The sequence below is a fragment of the Dickeya lacustris genome (genome assembly GCF_029635795.1).
GTDB classification, from domain to species: domain Bacteria; phylum Pseudomonadota; class Gammaproteobacteria; order Enterobacterales; family Enterobacteriaceae; genus Dickeya; species Dickeya lacustris.
In genome coordinates, this window is record NZ_CP114280.1 from 3,191,237 (window position 1) to 3,210,803 (window position 19,567).

A 19,567-nucleotide genomic window follows, 5' to 3' on the forward strand; every position below is an offset into this window, starting at 1 on the left:
GGGATGGGAAACGCCTGATATTTTGAAAGGGCGCTATGGTACTGGATGGTGGCCTGTTCGTCACCTGTCAGGCAGCAGCATCACATTAAAATAGCCCCATTTGTCCGGTAATCAGTGTAGCAAAATCATCGTGCAGGAAGGGTAAAATTGCATCAGCCACCGGCTGAAGCTGTTTTTCGACGTAATGGCTGTAGTCGAGCGCGGAGCGGCGGTTCTCTAGCGGTTCCGGGCCGTTGACGGTAATGACATAGCTTATCCAGCCGCCGTTTTGATATTGCAGCGGCCTGTCGTGCTGGCGGTTGTAGTCGTCGGCCATGCGTGCCGCGCGCACCTGCGGTGGCACATTGCGCTGATAGTCGCTGAGTTTGTGGCGCAGGCGTTTGCGGTAGACCAGCCATGAATCATGCTCGCCACTGAGTGTGCGCTGCACGAACGCTCGCAGCCAGTCCTGATAGGGCTCGCGGTGGAATATGCGCTGGTAGAGTTGCTGCTGGAACTGTTGCGCCAGCGGCGTCCAGTCGGAGCGCACCGTTTCCAGCCCTTTAAATACCATCTGTTCGCCTTGCGCACTGTGTATCAACCCGGCGTAGCGTTTTTTGCTGCCAAGCTCGGCACCGCGAATGGTCGGCATTAAAAAGCGCTGGAAATGGGTCTCATACTCCAGCTCCAGCGCGCTGGTGAGCCCATGCTGTTGAAATAAGTGCTGTTGCCACCAGCGGTTGACGTGTTCTGCCAGTTCCTGGCCAATCGCATCTGCGGCGGCGTTACTGTGCGCTTGCTTAAGCCAGACGAATGTCGAATCGGTATCGCCGTAGATGACCTGATAGCCCCTGGCTTGAATCAGCGCCCGCGTCTGGCGCATGATGTCGTGGCCGCGTAGGGTAATCGATGAGGCGAGGCGAGGGTCGAAAAAGCGGCAGCCGCTGGAGCCGAGCACGCCATAAAACGCATTCATGATGATTTTCAGCGCCTGCGACAGCGGCTTGTCGCCGTGCTGTTTGGCCAGGTCGCGTTGCTGCCAGATAGCGGCCACAATCGCAGGCAGGCAGTGGTGCTGGCGGGAAAACCGGGCACCGAGAAAACCGGCCACGGAGTGCTGTTCATCAGCCTGCTGTAAGCCGGTAATCAACCCGACCGGGTCTATCAAAAAGGTGCGGATAATCGAGGGGTAGAGGCTTTTGTAGTCCAATACCAGCACCGAGTCGTAGAGACCGGGGCGCGAGTCCATTACATAGCCGCCTGGGCTTGCCTGCGGCGGCACCTCGCCAAGATTGGGGGCGGCGAAACCGGCGCGGTGCATACGCGGCAGGTACAGGTGGGTGAAGGCGGCCACCGAGCCGCCGCTGCGGTCGGCGGCTAACCCGGTAACACTGGCGCGCGCCAGTAAAAACGGCAGCAAGTGCGTGTGTTCGATAATGCGTGTCACCAGCTCACAATCTTTCAGGTTATAGTGCGCCAGCGCCGGTTTATTGTGGGCGAAGCGCTGCTCTATCTCATCCAGCCGTTGATAGGGGTTCTCGCTGGCTTTGCCTTCGCCAAGCAGCGTTTGCGCGACAAATTCCAGGCTAAAAGACGCAAAATGCCAGCTGGCGGATTTCAGCGCCTCAATGCCATCGACAATCAAACGGCCCGGCGCACTGGCGAAAAAGTGCCCCTGCCGGTAGCCGTGCTCCCGCCATTCCAGCGCCTGTGCGTGACGCCCAAGGCGCAGTGGGATGTGATAGCGCTCGGCGTGTTGTTGCAATACCCGTAAGTCAAACTGCACCAGATTCCAGCCGAGGATCACGTCCGGGTCATAGGTTGCCAGCCACTGATTGAGTTTTTCCAGCAGTTGCGGGCGGCTGGCGACATAATCGAGCGTCAGGCCAGCGGCCTCATCCGCCTGACCGTTGGGTGGCCCCAGCATAAAAACCTGACGCTGCCCGCACCCCTCAAGCCCAATGCAGTACAGCTCGCCGTGGCGACTGGTTTCTATATCCAGCGACACGGTTTTAAGCGTCGGCTGATAGCCAGAGGCAGGCTTAAGACGGGTATTTTCCAGCACGCCGCTGGCAGAGGGTTCACCGCTAAACCACACCGGCGCGGTGATAAAGCGCTCCATCAAAAAGCGCTCTGGCGGGCGGATATCAGCTTCATACACCGCGATATCTGCCTCGCGCAGCTGTTTTTCGATACGCAGTAACTGGCGGTATTGCTGGCAATACAGCCCCAGCAGCGGCTCGTGGTGAAAACTCTGTAGCGGCACCGGGCGCAATTGCCAGTGACGTTCGTGGCGCAACATGCGCCTGATAAGCGCCTGGTGACGTAACGGAACGAAGGCTATCGCTTGCTGCATCGGCAAGCGAACCTGACAGGGGCCATCGTCTGTGGCCAGCCAGCAATCGACCTGAATACCAGCGGGGGTATCCTGCCAATGGCGGGTTAACACAAAGCCTTGCCGGGGAGAGGTAATGCTCATCACATGTCGTCAGGGTTAGGTTGTCAGAGTCAAAAATCTACGGTGTAGAAAATTATGGGTATTTATACAGTATCTGTCCAGTTATGCCTGTGCCTGACAACGCTCTGGCGTGATACATCCCATTGCTATTCATCCCACTGCTATTATCGGCCATCGTTTGCCGCTTTCCTGCTATCATCCCGTTATCTTCGTTCATAAAAAAGCAGAAATGTAGAGATTTATGGAAGCCTGGCTGGAACATTTGATAACACAATCACTGGCCTATTCGCTGACGGCGGTGCTGCTGGTCGCGTTTCTGGAGTCACTGGCGCTGGTGGGGTTGCTGTTGCCCGGCACGCTGATGATGGCTTCACTCGGCGCGCTTATCGGCAGCGGCAACATGGGGCTTTACCCGGCCTGGGGCATGGGGATTGTCGGTTGCCTGCTGGGGGACTGGATTTCCTATTTCATCGGCTGGCGTTTTAAAGACCGGCTGCATAGCTGGTCATTTTTGCAAAAGCATCGCGCTTATCTGTACCGCACGGAAAAAATGCTGCATCACCACAGTATGGCGACGATTCTGGTCGGGCGGTTTTTTGGCCCGACGCGGCCGCTGATTCCGATGGTGGCGGGTATGCTGGAGCTTTCGCCCCGGCGTTTTGCGCTGCCGAATATTCTCGGTTGCCTCACCTGGCCGCCGGTGTATCTGCTGCCCGGCATTCTGGCGGGTGTGGCTATCGATATTCCTGCGCAGGCCGATAGCGGCAGCTTTAAGTGGTTGCTGTTGGTGACGGCGGTGTTGCTGTGGTGCGCGGGCTGGCTGCTGTGGCGTTGGTGGCGCGTCCCTCGTGGGGACGATGCCGCGTCAACCGGCGGGTTGACGGCGTCACGTCTGCGCTGGCTGGCACCCCTGTTATCGGTTATCGCCGCCGTTAGTCTGTGGCAACTGTGGCAGCATCCGTTGATGCCGGTGTACCGGCGTTTGCTGTGGCAGATTTTGCATGGATAAATGAGCCGGAGCGATACCGGTTTGCCCGGTATCGCGCCCGAGGTTAGCGGTAGAATTCCGCCACCTGATCAAAAATTCGCATCTCTTCGCCGTGGCGCGTTACCTGCAACACGTCTTCCAGCTTTTCTACCTGACTTATCATCTGTGGCAGGCGTTGATCGTCTTTCACCAACAGCCAAATGCGGCTCTGCTCGCTGTCTGGCAGCGGCATACACATAATGCCTTCGACGTTAAAGGCGCGGCGGGCAAATAAGCCACAGACATGCGACATTACGCCGGGGTGGTTGCGCACGGAAAGCTCAAGTGTCACCTGCGCGGGAATAGTCGGGGTCGTCATGATTTACTCTCCAATCATCTCAATGTTGGCGGCACCCGGCGGCACCATCGGAAGCACTTTTTCGTTGATATCAATTGCGGCATGAATGAGCACCGGGCCGGGGCGTTGCAGGGCATCACGCAGTGCGGCATGCGGGTCATCGGCGGCGTTCAGGTCACAGGTGGCGAAGCCGAATCCGGCGGCAATGGCCAGAAAATTGGTCTGATAGCGGTAATCAGAGGCAACGTAGTTTTGCTGGTAGAACAGCGCCTGTTGCTGGTGAACCAATCCCAGCGCCTGATTATTCATCAAGACGATTTTAACGTTCAGTTGCTCTTCGACGGCGGTAGCCATCTCCTGAATGTTCATCATCAAACTGCCGTCGCCGGAAAAGCACACCACAGTGCGCTCAGGCGCGGCCAGCGCAGCACCAATGGCAGCGGGCAAGCCAAAGCCCATAGTGCCGAGGCCGCCGGAGGTCAGCCATTGGCGCGAGCGGCGTAACGGGTAGGCCTGCGCCACCCACATTTGATGCTGGCCGACATCGGTGGTGATAATCGCGTTGTCATCAAGCTGCCCGGCAACCGCGTGTACCAGCCCGTAATGACTCAGCGGATCGTCCACCCTTGGCATGTTCAGCGGGAATTCGCGTTGCAGCGCCTGTACCTCATCGCGCCAGGCCTGGCGTGACTGGGTGTCGATTAACGGCAGCAACTGTGTGAGCGCGTCAGCAACATCGGCATTCAGGGCGACATGCGGTGTGCGGATTTTGCCAAGCTCGGCCGGGTCGATATCGATATGAATCACGCTGGCATCCGGGCAGAACTGTTCGGCTTTGCCGATAGCGCGGTCATCAAAGCGCGCGCCGAGCACGATAAGCAGGTCAGACTGTTGCAGGATAAGGTTGGTACAACGGGCGGCGTGCATCCCTAACATGCCAAGCGACAGCGGGTGGTCAACCGGCATGGCACCGAGCGCCATCAGCGTCATGGTGGTCGGCAACCCGGCGCGCTCCGCCAGTTCGATGGCTTGCTGATGCGCTCCGGCGCTGATGATGCCACCGCCCAGATACAGAATCGGCCGTTTGGCCTGATTAATCATCGCGGCGGCGGCGCGCAGGGCCTGGGTGTCGATAGCCGGCGCCGGGGAGAGTGCGGCCGGGGCAGGCAGTTGCGCCAGCTCAATGGTGGCGGTCTGCACGTCTTTGGGAATGTCTACCCACACCGGGCCGGGGCGACCGGATTGCGCCAGTCGAAAAGCGTCGTTAATCACCTGCGGCAGTTCGCTGATGTCGCGCACCAGATAGTTGTGTTTCGTCACGGGAATCGAGATGCCGTAGGTATCGACCTCCTGAAACGCATCTGTCCCTATCATGCCTGAGGAAACCTGAGCCGTAATGCAGACCAGCGGGATGGAATCGAGTTTGGCATCGGCGATCGCGGTCAGCAGGTTGGTGGCTCCCGGCCCGCTGGAGGCCATGCAGACGGCGGCTTTACCGCTGACGCGCGCCATCCCCTGAGCGATAAACCCGGCCCCCTGTTCATGGCGGGCCAGCACATGGCGAATGGTCTGGCTTTTGCCCAGTGCATGATACAACGGTAATGCAGCACCGCCGGGAATGCCGGTCACGGTAGTAATGCCTTGCTGTTCCAGCAGGCGGATGATCAGCTCCGCGCCTGTATAACGCATAATCCTGTCCTTTATCAGAGCCGGTGTCAGGAGAGCGGGGAGGGTAGGAAGAAGAAACCCCGCTCGGCTTGCGCCGGCGGGGTTTGGGAATCTAGGTTTGATTCGGAACCCGTTACGGCGCGCTGCCGACCACGACCACCACGCGCACGACGACGACCGCGTCAAGCAGCGCGGCGTTGTTTAGTAGTGCGAAAGTAGAGGTGGTGTGTTTCACGGAGAACCTGTGTTCGTTTTGGTTAATTAGCGACCCCATATAAGCATGAGTGCAGAAAATTCGACAAGGCTTTGCCATCATCAAAAGGCAAATTCGTGCTTAAGATCACGTTTTCCTACCACAATGACACAACCGTCAGCGTATCCCTAATCGTCGTGCCGCCTCAGGATGCTGCGACAATGCGGCGCTGGGGCCGTCGTAACAAATCTGGCCTTCAGCTATCAGCAGGCTGCGCGGTGCGATGCGCAGCGCATCGTCCAGTTGATGCGACACCATCAACAAGGTCAGCGAGCGCTCCTGACACACATGCTCGACCAGCGCCAGCATCTCCTGGCGCAGCGCTGGGTCGAGCGCGGAAAATGGCTCATCGAGCAGCAAGATCGGTTGCTGGCGAATCAGGCAGCGAGCCAGCGCAGCCCGCTGGCGCTGGCCGCCGGACACCTGCGCGGGCAGACGCTCCAGTAAACCGCTTAACCCCATGCGCTCGGCAATATCATGCAGCGTCGCATGTTGCGTGGCCGTCAGTTTCAGGCCGGGGTGTAAGCCGAGTGCGATATTCTGCCAGAGCGTCAGGTGGGCAAACAGGTTATTTTCCTGAAACAGAATCGACACCGGGCGTTGTGACGGCGCACTGGCGCGGTGGTCTTGCCCGTTAAGTGTCAGCCTGCCGCTGTCAGCCATCAGGAAACCGGCTATCAGCGCCAGCAGCGTGCTCTTGCCCGCCCCGCTGGGGCCGAGAATGGCTACACGTTCACCGGCCTTGATAGCGGCATCAAAGCGCATCGGCTGATGCTGGTAGAGGTAGGTCAGCGTATCAAGCGTTATCATTCTTGCCTGCCAGTTTCTCAATGAGCGTAAACAACAGAAAACACAGCGCCAGCAGTATCAGCGCGGTGACGGCTCCTTCGCTACTGCGATAAGCGCCGATTTGCTGATAGAGATAATACGGCAGGGTGCGAAACTGCTCGCTGCCAAACAGCGCGATGATGCCAAAATCCCCAACAGAGAGCACGCAGGCAAACGCCAGTGCGCGCATCAGCGGGGCGCGCAGGGCGCGTAATTCCACTACCCGCAGTCGCTGCCAACCGGATAACCCCAGTGACTGGCATAGCGCGTTGTAACGTGCGGCGGTGTCATACATCGGCCCTTCGAGCACTTTGCTGGCGTAGGGCAGGGCCAGCAGAGCATTGGTCAGCACCACCAAGGCATAGGGGGATGACGGTAAGCCAAGCGTGCGGTTAAACAGCAGAAAAAAGCCGCTGGCCAGCACAATGCCGGGCATCGCCAGAATCAGCATGCCGCTCAGATCCAGCCATTGCGCTGCCAGCGGTCGCTGGTGTAAGCGTAGCGAGCGGCTGCTCCACAGCAGCATCAGCGTCAGGCACACGCTCACCATCCCGGCGGCCAGTGCCACACTGACTGAGGTGCCCAGCGCCTGCCAGAGCGCAGGCTGGCTAAACACGTTGCGCATCGACGGGTTAATGCCATCCGCCAGCACCGCCAGCAGCGGCGGTAAGAGCAGAGCGAGCGCCAGCGTGATGACAAGCGTGTCGCACAGGCGGCTCCACAGGCTGTCTTGCGGGTCACGCCAGTGCAGGCGCTGGCTGGTGCCCGGCGCAAGCCAGTGGCTCAGGCGCTGGCTTGCAAGCAACAGCGCCAGACAGCAACACAGTTGCAGCAGTGCCAGCAGCGCTGCGCGCGCCGGGTCATAGTCAAAGCTCAGGGCCTGATAAATCGCCAGTTCAAGGGTGGTGGCCTGTGGGCCGCCGCCGAGCGCCAGCACGGTGGCAAAGCTTGAAAAACACAGCATAAAAATCAGCGCACCGGCGGGCAGCAGTTGGCGGCGCAACCACGGCCACTCCACCCAGCGGAAAAAGTGCCAGCTGCGCAGGCCAAGCTGGGCGGCCAACTGACGCTGTTCCGTCGGGATGTTTTGCAGCGTTTGTAAAAACAGCCGTGTTGCCAGCGGCAGGTTAAAAAAGACGTGGGCCAGCAAAATGCCCGGCAAACCGTATGGCGAAAAGCGATACGGCAGGCCGAGCAGCGCCAGCGCGTGCGCCAGCCAGCCTTCGCGGCCATACACCCGCAACAGGCCGAAGACCGCCACCAGCACCGGCAGCACCAGCGTCATGGCGCACAGGCGCAATAGCCAGCGGTGGCCGGGAAAGCGGCGACGGTATAACGCCCGGGCAAGCAGCAAGGCCGGCCCCAGCGAGAGCGCCGAAGACAGCAGCGCCTGCCAGACGCTAAAACGCAGAACGTGCCACAGGTAGTGGTCTTGCCATAAGGCGAGCCAGGGGGCATCGCCCGCCTCGTACCACAGCGCGCCGAACGCCAGCAACGCGGTGGCGCACAGCAGCCCGGCGGCGAAAACACCCGGCCACAGTGCTCCGGCAAGAAAACGCCGGGGCGTTATCAACGGCTGACGGCGCGTTGCCATGCCTGCACCCAACCCGCGCGCTGTTCTGCGACCTGCTGTGCGCTAAAGGTCAGTGCGTTGGCCGGTACGGATAAGTTTTGATAGCCTGCGGGCAGATCGGTGTGGATAGCCGGATACATCCAGTTGGTGGTCGGGATCAGGTTCTGCACCGTCGGGCTGACCATAAATTGCAGGAACTGCGTCGCCAGCTGCGGGTTTTTGCTACCCGCCAGCGACGCGGCGACTTCCACTTGCAGGTAGTGGCCTTCGCTAAAATTCGCCGCCGCATAGTTCTCTTTCTTCTCGGCAATCACATGGTAAGCCGGAGATGTGGTGTAACTGAGCACCAAATCCGCCTCGCCTTTCAGGAACAGGCCATAGGCCTCGCTCCAGCCTTTGGTGACGGTGACGGTTTTCGCCGCCAGTTTCTGCCAGGCGTCCGGCGCGTTATCGCCATACACTTTTTGCATCCACAGCAGCAGCCCCAGACCCGGCGTGCTGGTGCGCGGATCTTCATAAATCACTTTCCACGCCTGCGGCCCTTCCACCAGCTCTTTGAGGCTGGCAGGCGGGTTTTTCAGTTTGTCTTTGTTATAGACAAAGGCAAAGTAGCCGTAGTCAAAGGGCAGGAACGTGGCGTTTTGCCAGCCGCCGGGCACCGTCAACGCGCCTGTATCGATACCGTGTTTGGCAAACAGCCCGGTTTGTTCTGCCGCCTGCACCAGATTGTTATCGAGCCCCAGCACCACGTCAGCCGGGGTATTTTTACCTTCCATGCGCAGACGGTTGAGCAGCGCTACGCCATCTTCCAGCGCCACGAATTTCAGTTCGCAGTCACAGGTTTTTTCAAACGCCGCTTTGATGGATGGGCCCGGGCCCCATTCGGAAGAGAAGGAGTCGTAGGTGTAGACCGTGAGAGTCGATTTGGCGAATGCCGGGGCACTGAGCACCAGCAGGCAAGACATGAATGCAGTAAGAGAATGTTTAAGCACTTTGCGCTCCAATAATGTTGAAGGCGGCAAAGGTCTTTGAGCAGGCAAAGTATGCAGTCTCAAATCCCTTCGCCGGTATTAACCGGATCAGGTTCGACGGGTATTTTCTCAGCGGCCTGCGGCATAATTATGCCCAGGCGCACCCCGTTGAGAACGGCGCTATTGTAGAGGCTTCATGACGGCAGGAAAAGTATGATTCGCGCGGCGGGCGATATTCCTGCCTCGCTGCGCTAGTCGCTCGGTGCAAACCAGGCGGATTTAAAATCAAACCAGCCTAGTGTGTTCATGCGCAGGCCGCGCATGTTGGCCTGCCCTTGCAGGCGCAACCAGTGGTGGAAGAGCGGGTGAATGGCCGCCTCACACACCAGCGATTGGCACCACTGCGCCAGATCCAGCCCGCCCTGACGCCACTGGCGGGTGAGCGCATCCAGCTCGCCGTCCGCCAGGCAGTGGCGCAACAGCGGTAGCTCGCACAGCATGGCGAAGACAGAAAATTCCAGCGGCAGATAAAAATTGGCGCTGCCAAGCCAGAGATCGCCTGCGTCTTCGCCTTGGCACCACGCGTCGAACTCCAGTGTGCGCAGCGTCAGTTTTACGCCGTGTACCGCCAGCAACTGCTGCATGATTCCGCTTATCACCGTGTATTCCGGGTGGTCGCGATAACAACTGAGGGTAAGCTCGGTCAGGCCGGGCGGTTTATCGCGCACCCTGCGTGGCGGGCTGTGATGCCAGCGCGGCAGCAAGCCATAGGCGGGCGACCAATCGCTCTGGTAGGGGTCTGGCGCCAGGTTTAACATCGCCACCGGGCTGAGTACCTGAGATAACCAGTGGCGCACGTCCGGGTCGGTCATGGCCGGGGAGCGGCGGTCAAACAGCAGGAAATAGCACCCTTCTTCCAGCCGGTTTTCCAGTTCGTTATCAAGCGTATCATCGCCTTGCAGCGTGACGGTGCAGGCGGGGATCACCGGCGCATCGGGCAGCACCCAGATGCTCACCTCGTCAATCAGCGCCCGGTAGCCGAAGTAATCATCAAAAGCGTCTATTTTGAGCCGGTCGGGGGTATTGCGTACCACGCGATAAGGCCCGGTGCCAATCGGCTGGCGTATAAAATCGGGCAGCGTCGGCCACTCGTTGGGCAGGATCATCGCCGCCACACTGCCCAACAGCCACGGCAGCCAGCGGTCTGGCATGCTGAGATGGATATCGAGCACGAACGGCATCGGCGAGCGGATGTCGCTCAGGTGTGAAAACAGCGCCAGCGGTGTTAACCGCGTTAGCGAGGCGATAACGTCCTCCATGGTCAGTTCCCGGCCATGATGAAACCGGACAGCGGGGCGTAGATAAAAGCGCCAATGCAGCGGCGACAGCGCCTGCCAATGGTGGGCGAGATCCGCCAGCAGTTCCCCGTTTTCCTCATTTAGCTGGGTCAGGCCGCTGAAAATCTGGCGCGCCAGATGCGTTTCCGAGCGGCGCAGCGCACTGCCGGGTAACAGGTTCAGCATTGGCCGATAGTAGAGAATACGCAGCAGGTGGCGACCCTGACGCACACGGCGGCCCAGATGGGACAGCACCATCTGGCGCACGGCCTCTTTATCGCCGAGCAACTGCACCAGTTGGTCAATGCGGTCTTGCTCAAGCAGGTCTTCGGCGCGCTGTTGTTGCAAGGTCAACCCGGTGTAGAGAAAGCACAGGCGTGAGTGTTTACCGCGCCCGGCCTGCGCCTGCCAGGTCAGCCAGCCTTGCTGTTGCATCGCGCCGAGCAACGAGCGGATATGGCGGCGCGAACAGTGCAGCAGCCCGGCCAATTCTTGCAGCGTGGTGTCTGTATCCTGCCCTTGCAGGCACTGCCAGAGCCGAATGAATTGTTGTTGCAGGCGGGGCGATGGCACAGCGCGTGGCGATAGCGGGGGTGAGGACATCGATGAGGACATAAAAGAGGAACTCCATGGCTTAAGTTCATCAATATATTTTCCCCTATATTACGCGGATACTTGATGACAGCGAAGGGGCGTTATCTGAGGAGGGGCAATATGAACCGATTATTGCGTTTTTATCGCTACTGGCTGTGTCGCGGCAGCGGTTGTGGCGTGGGGCGGTTGAGTGAGGCCGAACGGATGGCCATATTGCTACAGGCCACGCAATGGCATATCGCACAGATGGATGAGAAGACGTATCGCCACTGGTTATAACGACACGTCATCGGTTAACGCTGATGGATATCACCCCCGACGGTGCTAAAGGGGGGGACTAAATGGTGGTGATAAAGGGTGGCGCTAAATAACGTGGCGGCCCACCGCCACACGATTCTGAGTAATGGTGTTGTTCACCAGCCAGCGGCCTGTTCCGCTGGCTTTTTTTATGACAGGTTTTATGGTGGCGCGTTATTCCACCGGTTTGAGGCGAGCGACGAAGTGACGCAGTACCGGCGGCTCATAGGTAAACGTCAGCCCTTTGATACTGCTGGCTCTCTCTTTGAGGACAATCAGCGAGTCGGCGATGTAGTCCATGTGGTCGTTGGTGTAGACGCGGCGCGGAATGGTCAGGCGCAGCAACTCCAGCGGCGAGGGTTTCTGTTCGCCGGTGTCCGGGTCGCGCCCCAGCAGTAATGAGCCGATTTCCACACTGCGAATACCGGCTTCCAGATAGAGCTCGTTATTGAGTGCCTGTGCCGGGAACTGCTCGGCTGGAATGTGCGGCAGCAGCTTTTTCGCATCGACAAATACCGCATGGCCGCCCACCGGGTATTGAATCGGAATACCGCCTGCGCGCAGGCGCTCGCCAAGATACGTCACCTGGCCGATGCGGTAGGTCAGGTAATCTTCGTTCATGCCTTCCTCAAGCCCTATCGCCAGCGCTTCCATGTCGCGCCCGGCCAACCCGCCATAGGTGACGAAGCCTTCCATCGGCACGCAGCGAATACGCACCTCGTTGAACAGCTCTTCGTCGCTGCGAAAACAGCACAGGCCGCCAATGTTCACCATCGGATCTTTCTTCGCTGACATGGTCAGCATATCGCCATATTGATACATCTCATGGACGATCGCTTTGATGGAGCGGTTTTCATAACCGGCTTCACGCTGTTTGATGAACCAGGCATTTTCACAAAACCGGGCAGAGTCAATCACCACCGGAATGCCGTGCTGCTGCGCGATGCGATACACCTCACGCATGTTACCCATTGAAATCGGCTGGCCGCCGGAGCTGTTACAGGTGACGGTGGTGATGATAGCCACCACGTTGTCTGCGCCATGCTGCTCAATCGTCGTCTGTAACAGGTCGAGGTCGAAGTCGCCTTTCCAGTCGTAATAGGTGGTGGTGTCAAAGGCTTTCGGCGTGACGACGTTAATGGCGCGCGCGCCGTTGAGCTCAACGTGGGCGGCGGTGGTATCAAAATGGAAATTGGAAATAAACACCGGCTTTTTGCCGCCGCCAGCGCGCTGCTTTTTGGCTATCAGGCAGGGGAACAGAATCTGCTCGGCACCGCGCCCCTGATGGGTGGGAATGGTGAACGGGTAGCCCAGCAAGGTTTGCACTTTTTCACACAAATGGTAGTAGTTGCGCGAACCGGCATAGGCTTCATCGCCCATCATCAACCCGGCCCACTGGCGGTCGCTCATGGCACCGGTGCCGGAGTCGGTCAGCAGGTCGATATACACATCCTCGCTACGCAGCAAAAACGGGTTATAGCCTGCTTCCTGCAAGGCTTTCTCCCGCTCGGCGCGGTTGGTCATACGGATGTTTTCTACCATTTTGATACGAAAAGGTTCAGGAATACGTTTCATGCAATCTCTCCTCTCGCCCGCAGGGGCGCAACGGCACCACGTTTCGGATGTGGCGTCAGTTGAATGTTATGTCAATACAAGAAAATCAGGCGGTTATGCGCCAGATGGACAAAACAACGGAAGGTCAGCGCGCGGCTGACTCAGGCATGAAGCGAGCGGGGAAAATCATTGGTCAGACGATGGTCGATATTGAACCAGGGGCGGCAATCGCCACAGAGATTCTGTCGATAACACCGGATGATGCGTGTCATGAGCCCTCCTTATCTCGTGAGTATTGGACGTCAAGCATAGGCGAAAAGCGGCGGTAAAAACCGTGATCTCACGGGCAATCCGGCACAGGCCAGCGCCGTGCGATAGGTCGATAAATTTATCAATAATGCTTCTCATTACCATTAATTGCTGGTAAAACGGTGCCAGGTAGCGGGCCTGCTGTGTTCAGGCCAGAGTCGGTGTAACACGTCGTTGTAACAGTCGTTGTAACAGTCGTTGTAACAAAAGGTGAGCAGCGTTATGGCTGGGGTAAAGGAATATAGAGTCTTTGATGTCACATTGGCGCACAAGGTCTTGCTGACGCCGTCTCTGATAGCCTGTGTGTTACAGGGCGAGGCGATAAAAGGAATGAAACTCTGTGCGCCGGATCAGCGCATCAAAGTGCTGTTGCCTGCGGAAGATGGCACGCCGTCAAGCCTGCCGCCGACAGGCGAGTGGTACAAGCTGGCGCAGGCGCTGCCCAAGGCACAGCGACCGATTGCGCGCACCTATACGCTGCGTGCGCTGGATACCGAGCGCGGCGAGATGACGGTAGAGTTTGTCGCGCACGGCACCGAAGGCCCGGCTTCCACGTGGGCGCTTGGTGCCGAGCCCGGCGCACGTTTGCAGGTGGTCGCGCCGCGTGGGGATTATGCCGGTGATAACGGCGGCTATGAGTGGGTGCAGTCCGCGCACACCCGGCAGGTGTTATTGATGGGCGATGAAACCGCGCTACCGGCCATCAAGAGTATTCTTGAGCAACTGGCGCAGCAGGATAACCCGCCGCAAGTGCAGGCGTTCATCGAAGTACCGTTACAGGCGGATTGCACCGATGACTATCGCACGTTGCCGTTTGCCGAGGTGGTGTGGCTGCCGCGCGAAGGCACGGGCGCAACTTATGGCGAGCGTTTGCTGGAAGCGGCGCGGCATTGGTCATGCCCGGTAGCGCAAGCCGTATCACACCCGGTAACGGTTGAGGATATCGCTGAGGGGGAAAAAGTCTGGCAACCGGCCAGCACCCAGCAAGGTCAATTCTTTGGCTGGGTTGCAGCGGAATCCTCTGCGGTGAAAGCATTGCGTCGCTATCTGCTGGCAGAAAAAGGGGTCGCACAGGATGCCATCACCTTCATGGCCTACTGGAGCCGTGGCCCGCGTTCACATTGAGTTTGTTGGCAAACAGCCGTGTTTTGTTGCTTGAGGAGCTTATGCAAGACCGGTGGGCGGTTTCGTGCGCGATAACGTCGATTCTCCCTTTGCAGCACCGTCGCACGCACGACAAGGAGAGGCTCAAACGCCGCCTCTCCTTGACCACTGGCTGGAGGCTAAACTGCGCCGCTAACGCGGTACCTTCGGCGTTCGCCTTCGCTGTTCGGGCCGCCCGTGACGCGTTCCATACGCGGCACGGGCTTTCGCCGCATCCATGCGGCTCACCCGGCGAAGTCGTCCACCTCAGCACAGTTTGGATGCCTGAAATCGCTTTGCCTGCGCTTAAGTCGTTTTGTCTGTAAGCCAAAAGCCCACAGAGCCAAACTAACGCAGAAACGCCGGTTGCTGTTCTTCGTAACGGGCGATGGCGGCATCGTGTTGCAGCGTCAGGCCGATGCTGTCCAGACCGTTTATCATGCAGTGGCGGCGGAAGCTGTCTATTTCAAACGCATAGGTCTTCTCGCCCGCGTTCACCTGCTGTGCCTCCAGGTCCACCGTGAAGGTAATACCGTCATGGCTGGCGACCAGTTTGAACAAGTCATCGATATCCGACTCGCTCAGTTTGACCGGCAACAGCTGGTTGTTAAACGCGTTACCGTAGAAAATATCGGCAAAGCTCGGGGCGATAACGACTTTAAAACCGTAGTCGGTCAATGCCCACGGCGCGTGCTCGCGCGAAGAACCACAGCCGAAGTTTTCGCGCGCCAGCAGAATACTGGCTCCTTTGTAGCGCGGCAGGTTCAGCACGAACTCCGGGTTAGGCTGCTGCCCGGCATCGTCAAGAAAACGCCAGTCGTGAAACAGGTGTTGACCAAAACCGGTGCGCGTCACCTTTTGCAGGAACTGCTTGGGGATAATCGCATCGGTATCGACGTTGGCGGCATCAAGCGGCACGACCAGACCTGTGTGTTGGGTAAATTTAGCCATGGTGTCGCCCCTTTTAGTTCAGTTCACGGATATCAGCAAAGCGGCCGGTTACGGCAGCGGCAGCGGCCATTGCCGGGCTGACCAGATGGGTACGTCCACCCCGGCCCTGACGCCCTTCAAAGTTACGGTTGCTGGTGGAGGCGCAGCGCTCGCCGGGGTTCAGGCGGTCATTGTTCATCGCCAGACACATGGAACAGCCGGGCAACCGCCATTCGAAACCGGCGTCGATAAAGATTTTATCCAGCCCTTCGGCTTCCGCCTGCGCCTTGACCGGGCCTGAGCCGGGCACCACGTAAGCCTGCACGCCGTCGGCCACTTTGCGCCCTTTGGCGATGGCGGCGGCGGCGCGCAAGTCTTCAATACGCGAGTTGGTGCAGGAGCCGATAAACACTTTGTCGATGGCAACATCGGTCAGTTTCACGCCCGCTTGCAGGCCCATATACGCCAGTGCTTTTTCTGCCGAGGCGCGTTCTACCGGGTCACTAAACGATTCCGGTAACGGAATGATTTGATCAACGGCAATCACCTGACCGGGGTTGGTGCCCCAGGTGACTTGCGGCGCAATGTCGGCGGCATCCAGCGTGACGACGGCATCGTAGGTGGCATCATCATCAGAACGCAGGGTGCTCCAGTAGGCAACGGCGGCATCCCAGTCGCTGCCGGTGGGGGCGAACTGGCGGCCTTTCAGGTAAGCAAAGGTGGTGTCATCCGGTGCTACCAGGCCTGCTTTTGCGCCCATTTCGATGGCCATGTTGCACAGCGTCATACGGCCTTCCATGCTCAGAGCCTGAATCGCGTTGCCGGTGAACTCCACCACATAGCCGGTGCCGCCCGCGCTGCCGGTTTTCCCGATGATGGCCAGCACGATGTCTTTGGCGGTGATGCCGGGGGCTGCTTCGCCACTGACATCAATTTTCATGGTTTTGGCGCGGCCCTGTTTCAGGGTTTGTGTCGCCAGAACGTGCTCGACTTCCGAGGTGCCGATACCAAATGCCAGCGAGCCAAACGCGCCATGAGTCGCGGTGTGAGAATCACCGCAGACGATGGTCATGCCTGGCAGCGTCATGCCTTGTTCCGGCCCGATAACATGCACGATGCCCTGAAACGGGTGGTTCAGGTCATACAACTGCACGCCGAATTCGGCACAGTTTTTGATAAGTTCCTGCATCTGGATCCGTGCCATTTCGCCGCTGGCATTGATGTCGCGGGTCTGGGTGGACACGTTATGATCCATGGTGGCAAAGGTTTTCCCTGGCTGGCGCACTTTGCGGCCCATGGCGCGCAGGCCGTCAAACGCCTGTGGTGACGTGACTTCATGCACCAGATGACGGTCGATATACAGCAACGGAGTTTCATTCGGCGCTTCGTGTACTACATGCGCCTCGAACAGTTTTTGGTATAAGGTTTTCGCCATGATTACGCCCCTTCAGCTACAAAGCGGGCAATCGCGTCGCCCATTTCATCGGTAGTGACGGCTTGCTCGCCGTTAGTCAGATCGCCGGTGCGGTAGCCTTCCGCCAGCGCGCGGTTAACGGCCTGCTCAATGGCGGTGGCGGCGTCATCGGCCCCCAGGCTGTAGCGCAGCAGCAGCGCAGCAGACAGGATTTGCGCAATCGGGTTGGCGATGTTTTTACCGGCGATATCTGGTGCCGAACCGCCCGCCGGTTCATACAAGCCAAAACCCTGCTCATTGAGGCTGGCTGACGGCAACATTCCCATAGAGCCGGTTATCATCGCGCACTCGTCGGACAAAATATCGCCGAACAGGTTAGAGCACAGCAACACGTCAAACTGCGACGGGTCTTTGATCAACTGCATGGTGGCGTTGTCGATGTACAGGTGATTGAGTTTCACGTCCGGGTAGTCACGGGCGATTTCGTTGACGATTTCGCGCCACAAAATCGAGCTTTGCAGCACGTTAGCTTTGTCGATAGAGGTGACAAGACTGCGGCGTTTGCGCGCTGATTCAAAGGCGATGCGGGCAATCCGCTCGATTTCGAAACGGTGATATACCTCGGTGTCGAACGCGCGTTCGTGCATGCCGCTGCCTTCACGGCCTTTCGGCTGACCGAAGTAAATGCCGCCGGTCAGTTCACGCACACACAGAATATCAAAGCCTTTGGCGGCGATATCACTGCGCAACGGACAGAAAGCTTCCAGCCCTTGGTACAGGCGGGCCGGGCGCAGGTTACTAAACAGACGGAAGTGTTTACGTAATGGCAGCAACGCGCCGCGTTCTGGCTGCTCTGCCGGCGGCAGGTGTTCCCATTTCGGGCCGCCGACGGAGCCAAACAGAATGGCGTCGGCCTGTTCGCAACCTTCGACCGTGCTTTGCGGCAGCGGCGTGCCCTGACGATCGATAGCAATACCGCCGACGTCATACTCGCTGGTGGTGAGCTGTAAACCGAAACGCTGGCGAACGGCGTCTAATACTTTGTATGCCTGGGCCATCACTTCCGGGCCGATGCCGTCACCGGGTAAGACGGCGATATGGTAACTCTTGGTCATCACACTGTTTCCTGACTGTTGTGTTTGTTGTGCTGCTGCAAACGTTGCACTTCTTTTTCTACCAACTGTGCGCGTTTGATGTTGTTTAATACGTTAACCATGGCGTTCGCAGAGGATTCGACGATATCCGTTGCCAGACCCACGCCGTGGAAACGGCGTCCTTGATACTCCACCACGATGTCTACCTGACCCAACGCTTCTTTGCCTTGTCCTTTGGCTGACAACTGGTATTTGACCAGATTAATCGGATAACCCGTGATACGGTTGATGGCCTGATACACCGCATCCACCGGGCCGTTGCCCGTCGCCGCTTCAGACAGTGTCTCTTCACCGCATGACAATTTGACGGATGCCGTTGCCATCACGCTTGAGCCGGACTGCACGCTAAAGTAATCGAGACGATAGAACTCGGAGCTCTCCTGCTGGTTGTTGATGAACGCCAGCGCTTCCAAATCGTAATCGAACACCTGGCCTTTCTTGTCGGCCAGTTTCAGGAAGTCGGCGTAGAGCGTATCCAGATTGTAATCATTTTCTTTGTAACCCATTTCTTCCATGCGGTGCTTAACGGCAGCACGGCCAGAACGAGACGTCAGGTTCAACTGCACTTCTTTCAGGCCGATCGATTCCGGCGTCATGATTTCGTAGTTTTCGCGGTTTTTCAGCACGCCATCCTGATGGATACCGGAAGAATGCGCGAAGGCGTTAGCGCCGACCACCGCTTTGTTCGCCGGAATCGGCATGTTGCAAATCTGGCTGACGATTTGGCTGGTGCGGTAAATTTCCTGATGGTTGATACCAGTGTGCAGGTTCATCAACTGGTTGCGCACCTTAATCGCCATAATCACTTCTTCCAGCGCACAGTTACCGGCGCGCTCGCCGATACCGTTCAGCGTGCCTTCAACCTGACGCGCACCCGCATGGACGGCAGCCATCGCGTTGCCGACCGCCAGACCCAGGTCATCGTGGGTGTGTACGGAAATAATCGCTTTATCGATGTTCGGCACGCGCTGATACAACGATGCGATGATATTGCCGAATTCGTGCGGCAGGGTATAGCCCACGGTGTCAGGGATGTTGATAGTACGAGCGCCAGCGTTGATGGCGGCTTCGACCACCCGGCTTAAGTCTTCAATCGGCGTGCGACCAGCATCTTCACAGGAGAATTCCACATCGTCGGTGTAGTTGCGCGCGCGTTTGATCATATAAATCGCGCGTTCAATGACGTCATCCAGCGTGCTGCGCAACTTGGTGGCAATGTGCATCGGCGAGGTGGCGATGAAGGTGTGAATACGAAATGCTTCGGCGACACGCAAGGATTCGGCGGCAACGTCGATATCTTTTTCGACACAGCGGGCCAGCGCACACACCCGGCTATTTTTGATGTTGCGGGCAATCGTTTGTACTGACTCGAAATCGCCGGGAGAGGAAACCGGGAAACCGACCTCCATGACATCAACGCCCATTCGTTCAAGCGCCAGCGCAATCTGCAATTTTTCTTTTACGCTGAGGCTCGCTTGCAACGCTTGTTCACCGTCACGCAACGTTGTATCGAAAATCATCACTTGTTGGCTCATCAGTCTTCTTCCTTAATGTGTTGTGTCTGACGCCCGGCGAGTAAAAAAAAACCCGCGCATTGGCGCGGGTTTTTATGTGTGGTGCGATGTGAAATCAGCTCTGACTATCGCCCACCGGCATACCGCGCAAACAAGATGCGTGTAGTAGTAGGCCCGGTAGTTTAGCGAAGTTAAACATGCTGTTTCGTCATCCAAATCGATTAAAATTCAGTTCTGCTCTTATTGGTACTTGATTCACGTTGTGA

At 58.1% G+C, this 19,567-nt stretch carries 16 protein-coding genes and 1 riboswitch; of the genes, 4 read left to right on the forward strand and 12 right to left on the reverse strand.

Going from position 1 to position 19,567, the window contains the following annotated elements; all coding sequences use genetic code 11:
* Window positions 1–85 precede the first annotated feature (85 nt).
* Entirely contained in the window at window positions 86–2,458 is a 2,373-nt protein-coding gene (locus O1Q98_RS14490; RefSeq protein WP_125260681.1) for a DNA polymerase II, read from the reverse strand.
* Between the two features lie 220 nt (window positions 2,459–2,678).
* On the opposite strand from O1Q98_RS14490, the gene O1Q98_RS14495 reads away from it, so the two are divergent.
* Window positions 2,679–3,446, forward strand: a complete 768-nt coding sequence (locus O1Q98_RS14495; protein ID WP_125260680.1) for a DedA family protein — start codon at window positions 2,679–2,681, stop codon at window positions 3,444–3,446.
* 43 nt (window positions 3,447–3,489) lie between these two features.
* Here O1Q98_RS14495 and ilvN read toward each other — a convergent pair whose 3' ends face one another.
* The 6 genes from ilvN to sgrR form a co-directional block, all read right to left on the reverse strand.
* A complete protein-coding gene (gene ilvN / locus O1Q98_RS14500; protein ID WP_125260679.1) occupies window positions 3,490–3,783 on the reverse strand; it encodes an acetolactate synthase small subunit in 294 nt (97 codons plus the stop codon).
* 3 nt (window positions 3,784–3,786) lie between these two features.
* A complete protein-coding gene (ilvB, locus tag O1Q98_RS14505) occupies window positions 3,787–5,451 on the reverse strand; it encodes an acetolactate synthase large subunit (protein WP_164513032.1) in 1,665 nt (554 codons plus the stop codon).
* 349 nt (window positions 5,452–5,800) lie between these two features.
* Complete coding sequence (gene thiQ, locus O1Q98_RS14510) at window positions 5,801–6,493, reverse strand: thiamine ABC transporter ATP-binding protein ThiQ (RefSeq protein ID WP_125260677.1); 693 nt, start codon at window positions 6,491–6,493, stop codon at window positions 5,801–5,803.
* Window positions 6,480–8,105 carry a thiamine/thiamine pyrophosphate ABC transporter permease ThiP gene (gene thiP / locus O1Q98_RS14515; protein WP_125260676.1) on the reverse strand — a complete coding sequence of 542 codons (1,626 nt, stop codon included), beginning with the start codon at window positions 8,103–8,105 and terminating at the stop codon, window positions 6,480–6,482. Before thiP ends, thiQ begins: the two co-directional genes overlap by 14 nt.
* Window positions 8,081–9,049 carry a thiamine ABC transporter substrate binding subunit gene (gene thiB, locus O1Q98_RS14520; RefSeq protein WP_125260819.1) on the reverse strand — a complete coding sequence of 323 codons (969 nt, stop codon included), beginning with the start codon at window positions 9,047–9,049 and terminating at the stop codon, window positions 8,081–8,083. The genes thiP and thiB overlap by 25 nt, the downstream gene beginning before the upstream one ends.
* 73 nt (window positions 9,050–9,122) lie before the next feature.
* Window positions 9,123–9,233, reverse strand: a riboswitch (TPP riboswitch).
* A 73-nt stretch (window positions 9,234–9,306) separates the two neighbouring features.
* Complete coding sequence (gene sgrR / locus O1Q98_RS14525; protein WP_125260818.1) at window positions 9,307–10,965, reverse strand: HTH-type transcriptional regulator SgrR; 1,659 nt, start codon at window positions 10,963–10,965, stop codon at window positions 9,307–9,309.
* A gap of 141 nt (window positions 10,966–11,106) precedes the next feature.
* On the opposite strand from sgrR, the gene sgrT reads away from it, so the two are divergent.
* On the forward strand, window positions 11,107–11,265 hold the full coding sequence (gene sgrT / locus O1Q98_RS14530) for a glucose uptake inhibitor SgrT (protein WP_125260675.1): 159 nt from the start codon (window positions 11,107–11,109) through the stop codon (window positions 11,263–11,265).
* 192 nt (window positions 11,266–11,457) lie between these two features.
* On the opposite strand, the gene tnaA is transcribed toward sgrT, so the two are convergent.
* Window positions 11,458–12,858 carry a tryptophanase gene (tnaA, locus tag O1Q98_RS14535; protein ID WP_125260674.1) on the reverse strand — a complete coding sequence of 467 codons (1,401 nt, stop codon included), beginning with the start codon at window positions 12,856–12,858 and terminating at the stop codon, window positions 11,458–11,460.
* Between the two features lie 68 nt (window positions 12,859–12,926).
* Here tnaA and O1Q98_RS14540 point away from each other — a divergent pair, with 68 nt between their 5' ends.
* Together O1Q98_RS14540 and O1Q98_RS14545 are read left to right on the forward strand one after the other, a co-directional pair.
* Window positions 12,927–13,166, forward strand: a complete 240-nt coding sequence (locus tag O1Q98_RS14540; RefSeq protein WP_278142070.1) for a hypothetical protein — start codon at window positions 12,927–12,929, stop codon at window positions 13,164–13,166.
* 202 nt (window positions 13,167–13,368) lie between these two features.
* Window positions 13,369–14,271 (forward strand): siderophore-interacting protein, encoded by a 903-nt coding sequence (locus O1Q98_RS14545; RefSeq protein WP_125260672.1) that lies wholly within the window; start codon window positions 13,369–13,371, stop codon window positions 14,269–14,271.
* A 366-nt stretch (window positions 14,272–14,637) separates the two neighbouring features.
* Here the strand turns inward: O1Q98_RS14545 and leuD are convergent, their stop codons facing one another.
* From leuD to leuA, 4 genes are read right to left on the reverse strand one after another with little or no spacing between them, the layout of a single operon-like run.
* Window positions 14,638–15,240: a 3-isopropylmalate dehydratase small subunit gene (gene leuD, locus O1Q98_RS14550; protein ID WP_125260671.1), complete on the reverse strand. Its 603-nt coding sequence runs from the start codon at window positions 15,238–15,240 to the stop codon at window positions 14,638–14,640.
* A gap of 13 nt (window positions 15,241–15,253) precedes the next feature.
* Complete coding sequence (leuC, locus tag O1Q98_RS14555; RefSeq protein ID WP_125260670.1) at window positions 15,254–16,654, reverse strand: 3-isopropylmalate dehydratase large subunit; 1,401 nt, start codon at window positions 16,652–16,654, stop codon at window positions 15,254–15,256.
* Between the two features lie 2 nt (window positions 16,655–16,656).
* Window positions 16,657–17,748 (reverse strand): 3-isopropylmalate dehydrogenase, encoded by a 1,092-nt coding sequence (gene leuB / locus O1Q98_RS14560; RefSeq protein ID WP_125260669.1) that lies wholly within the window; start codon window positions 17,746–17,748, stop codon window positions 16,657–16,659.
* Window positions 17,748–19,322 carry a 2-isopropylmalate synthase gene (leuA, locus tag O1Q98_RS14565; protein ID WP_125260668.1) on the reverse strand — a complete coding sequence of 525 codons (1,575 nt, stop codon included), beginning with the start codon at window positions 19,320–19,322 and terminating at the stop codon, window positions 17,748–17,750. The genes leuB and leuA overlap by 1 nt, the downstream gene beginning before the upstream one ends.
* Window positions 19,323–19,567 lie beyond the last annotated feature (245 nt).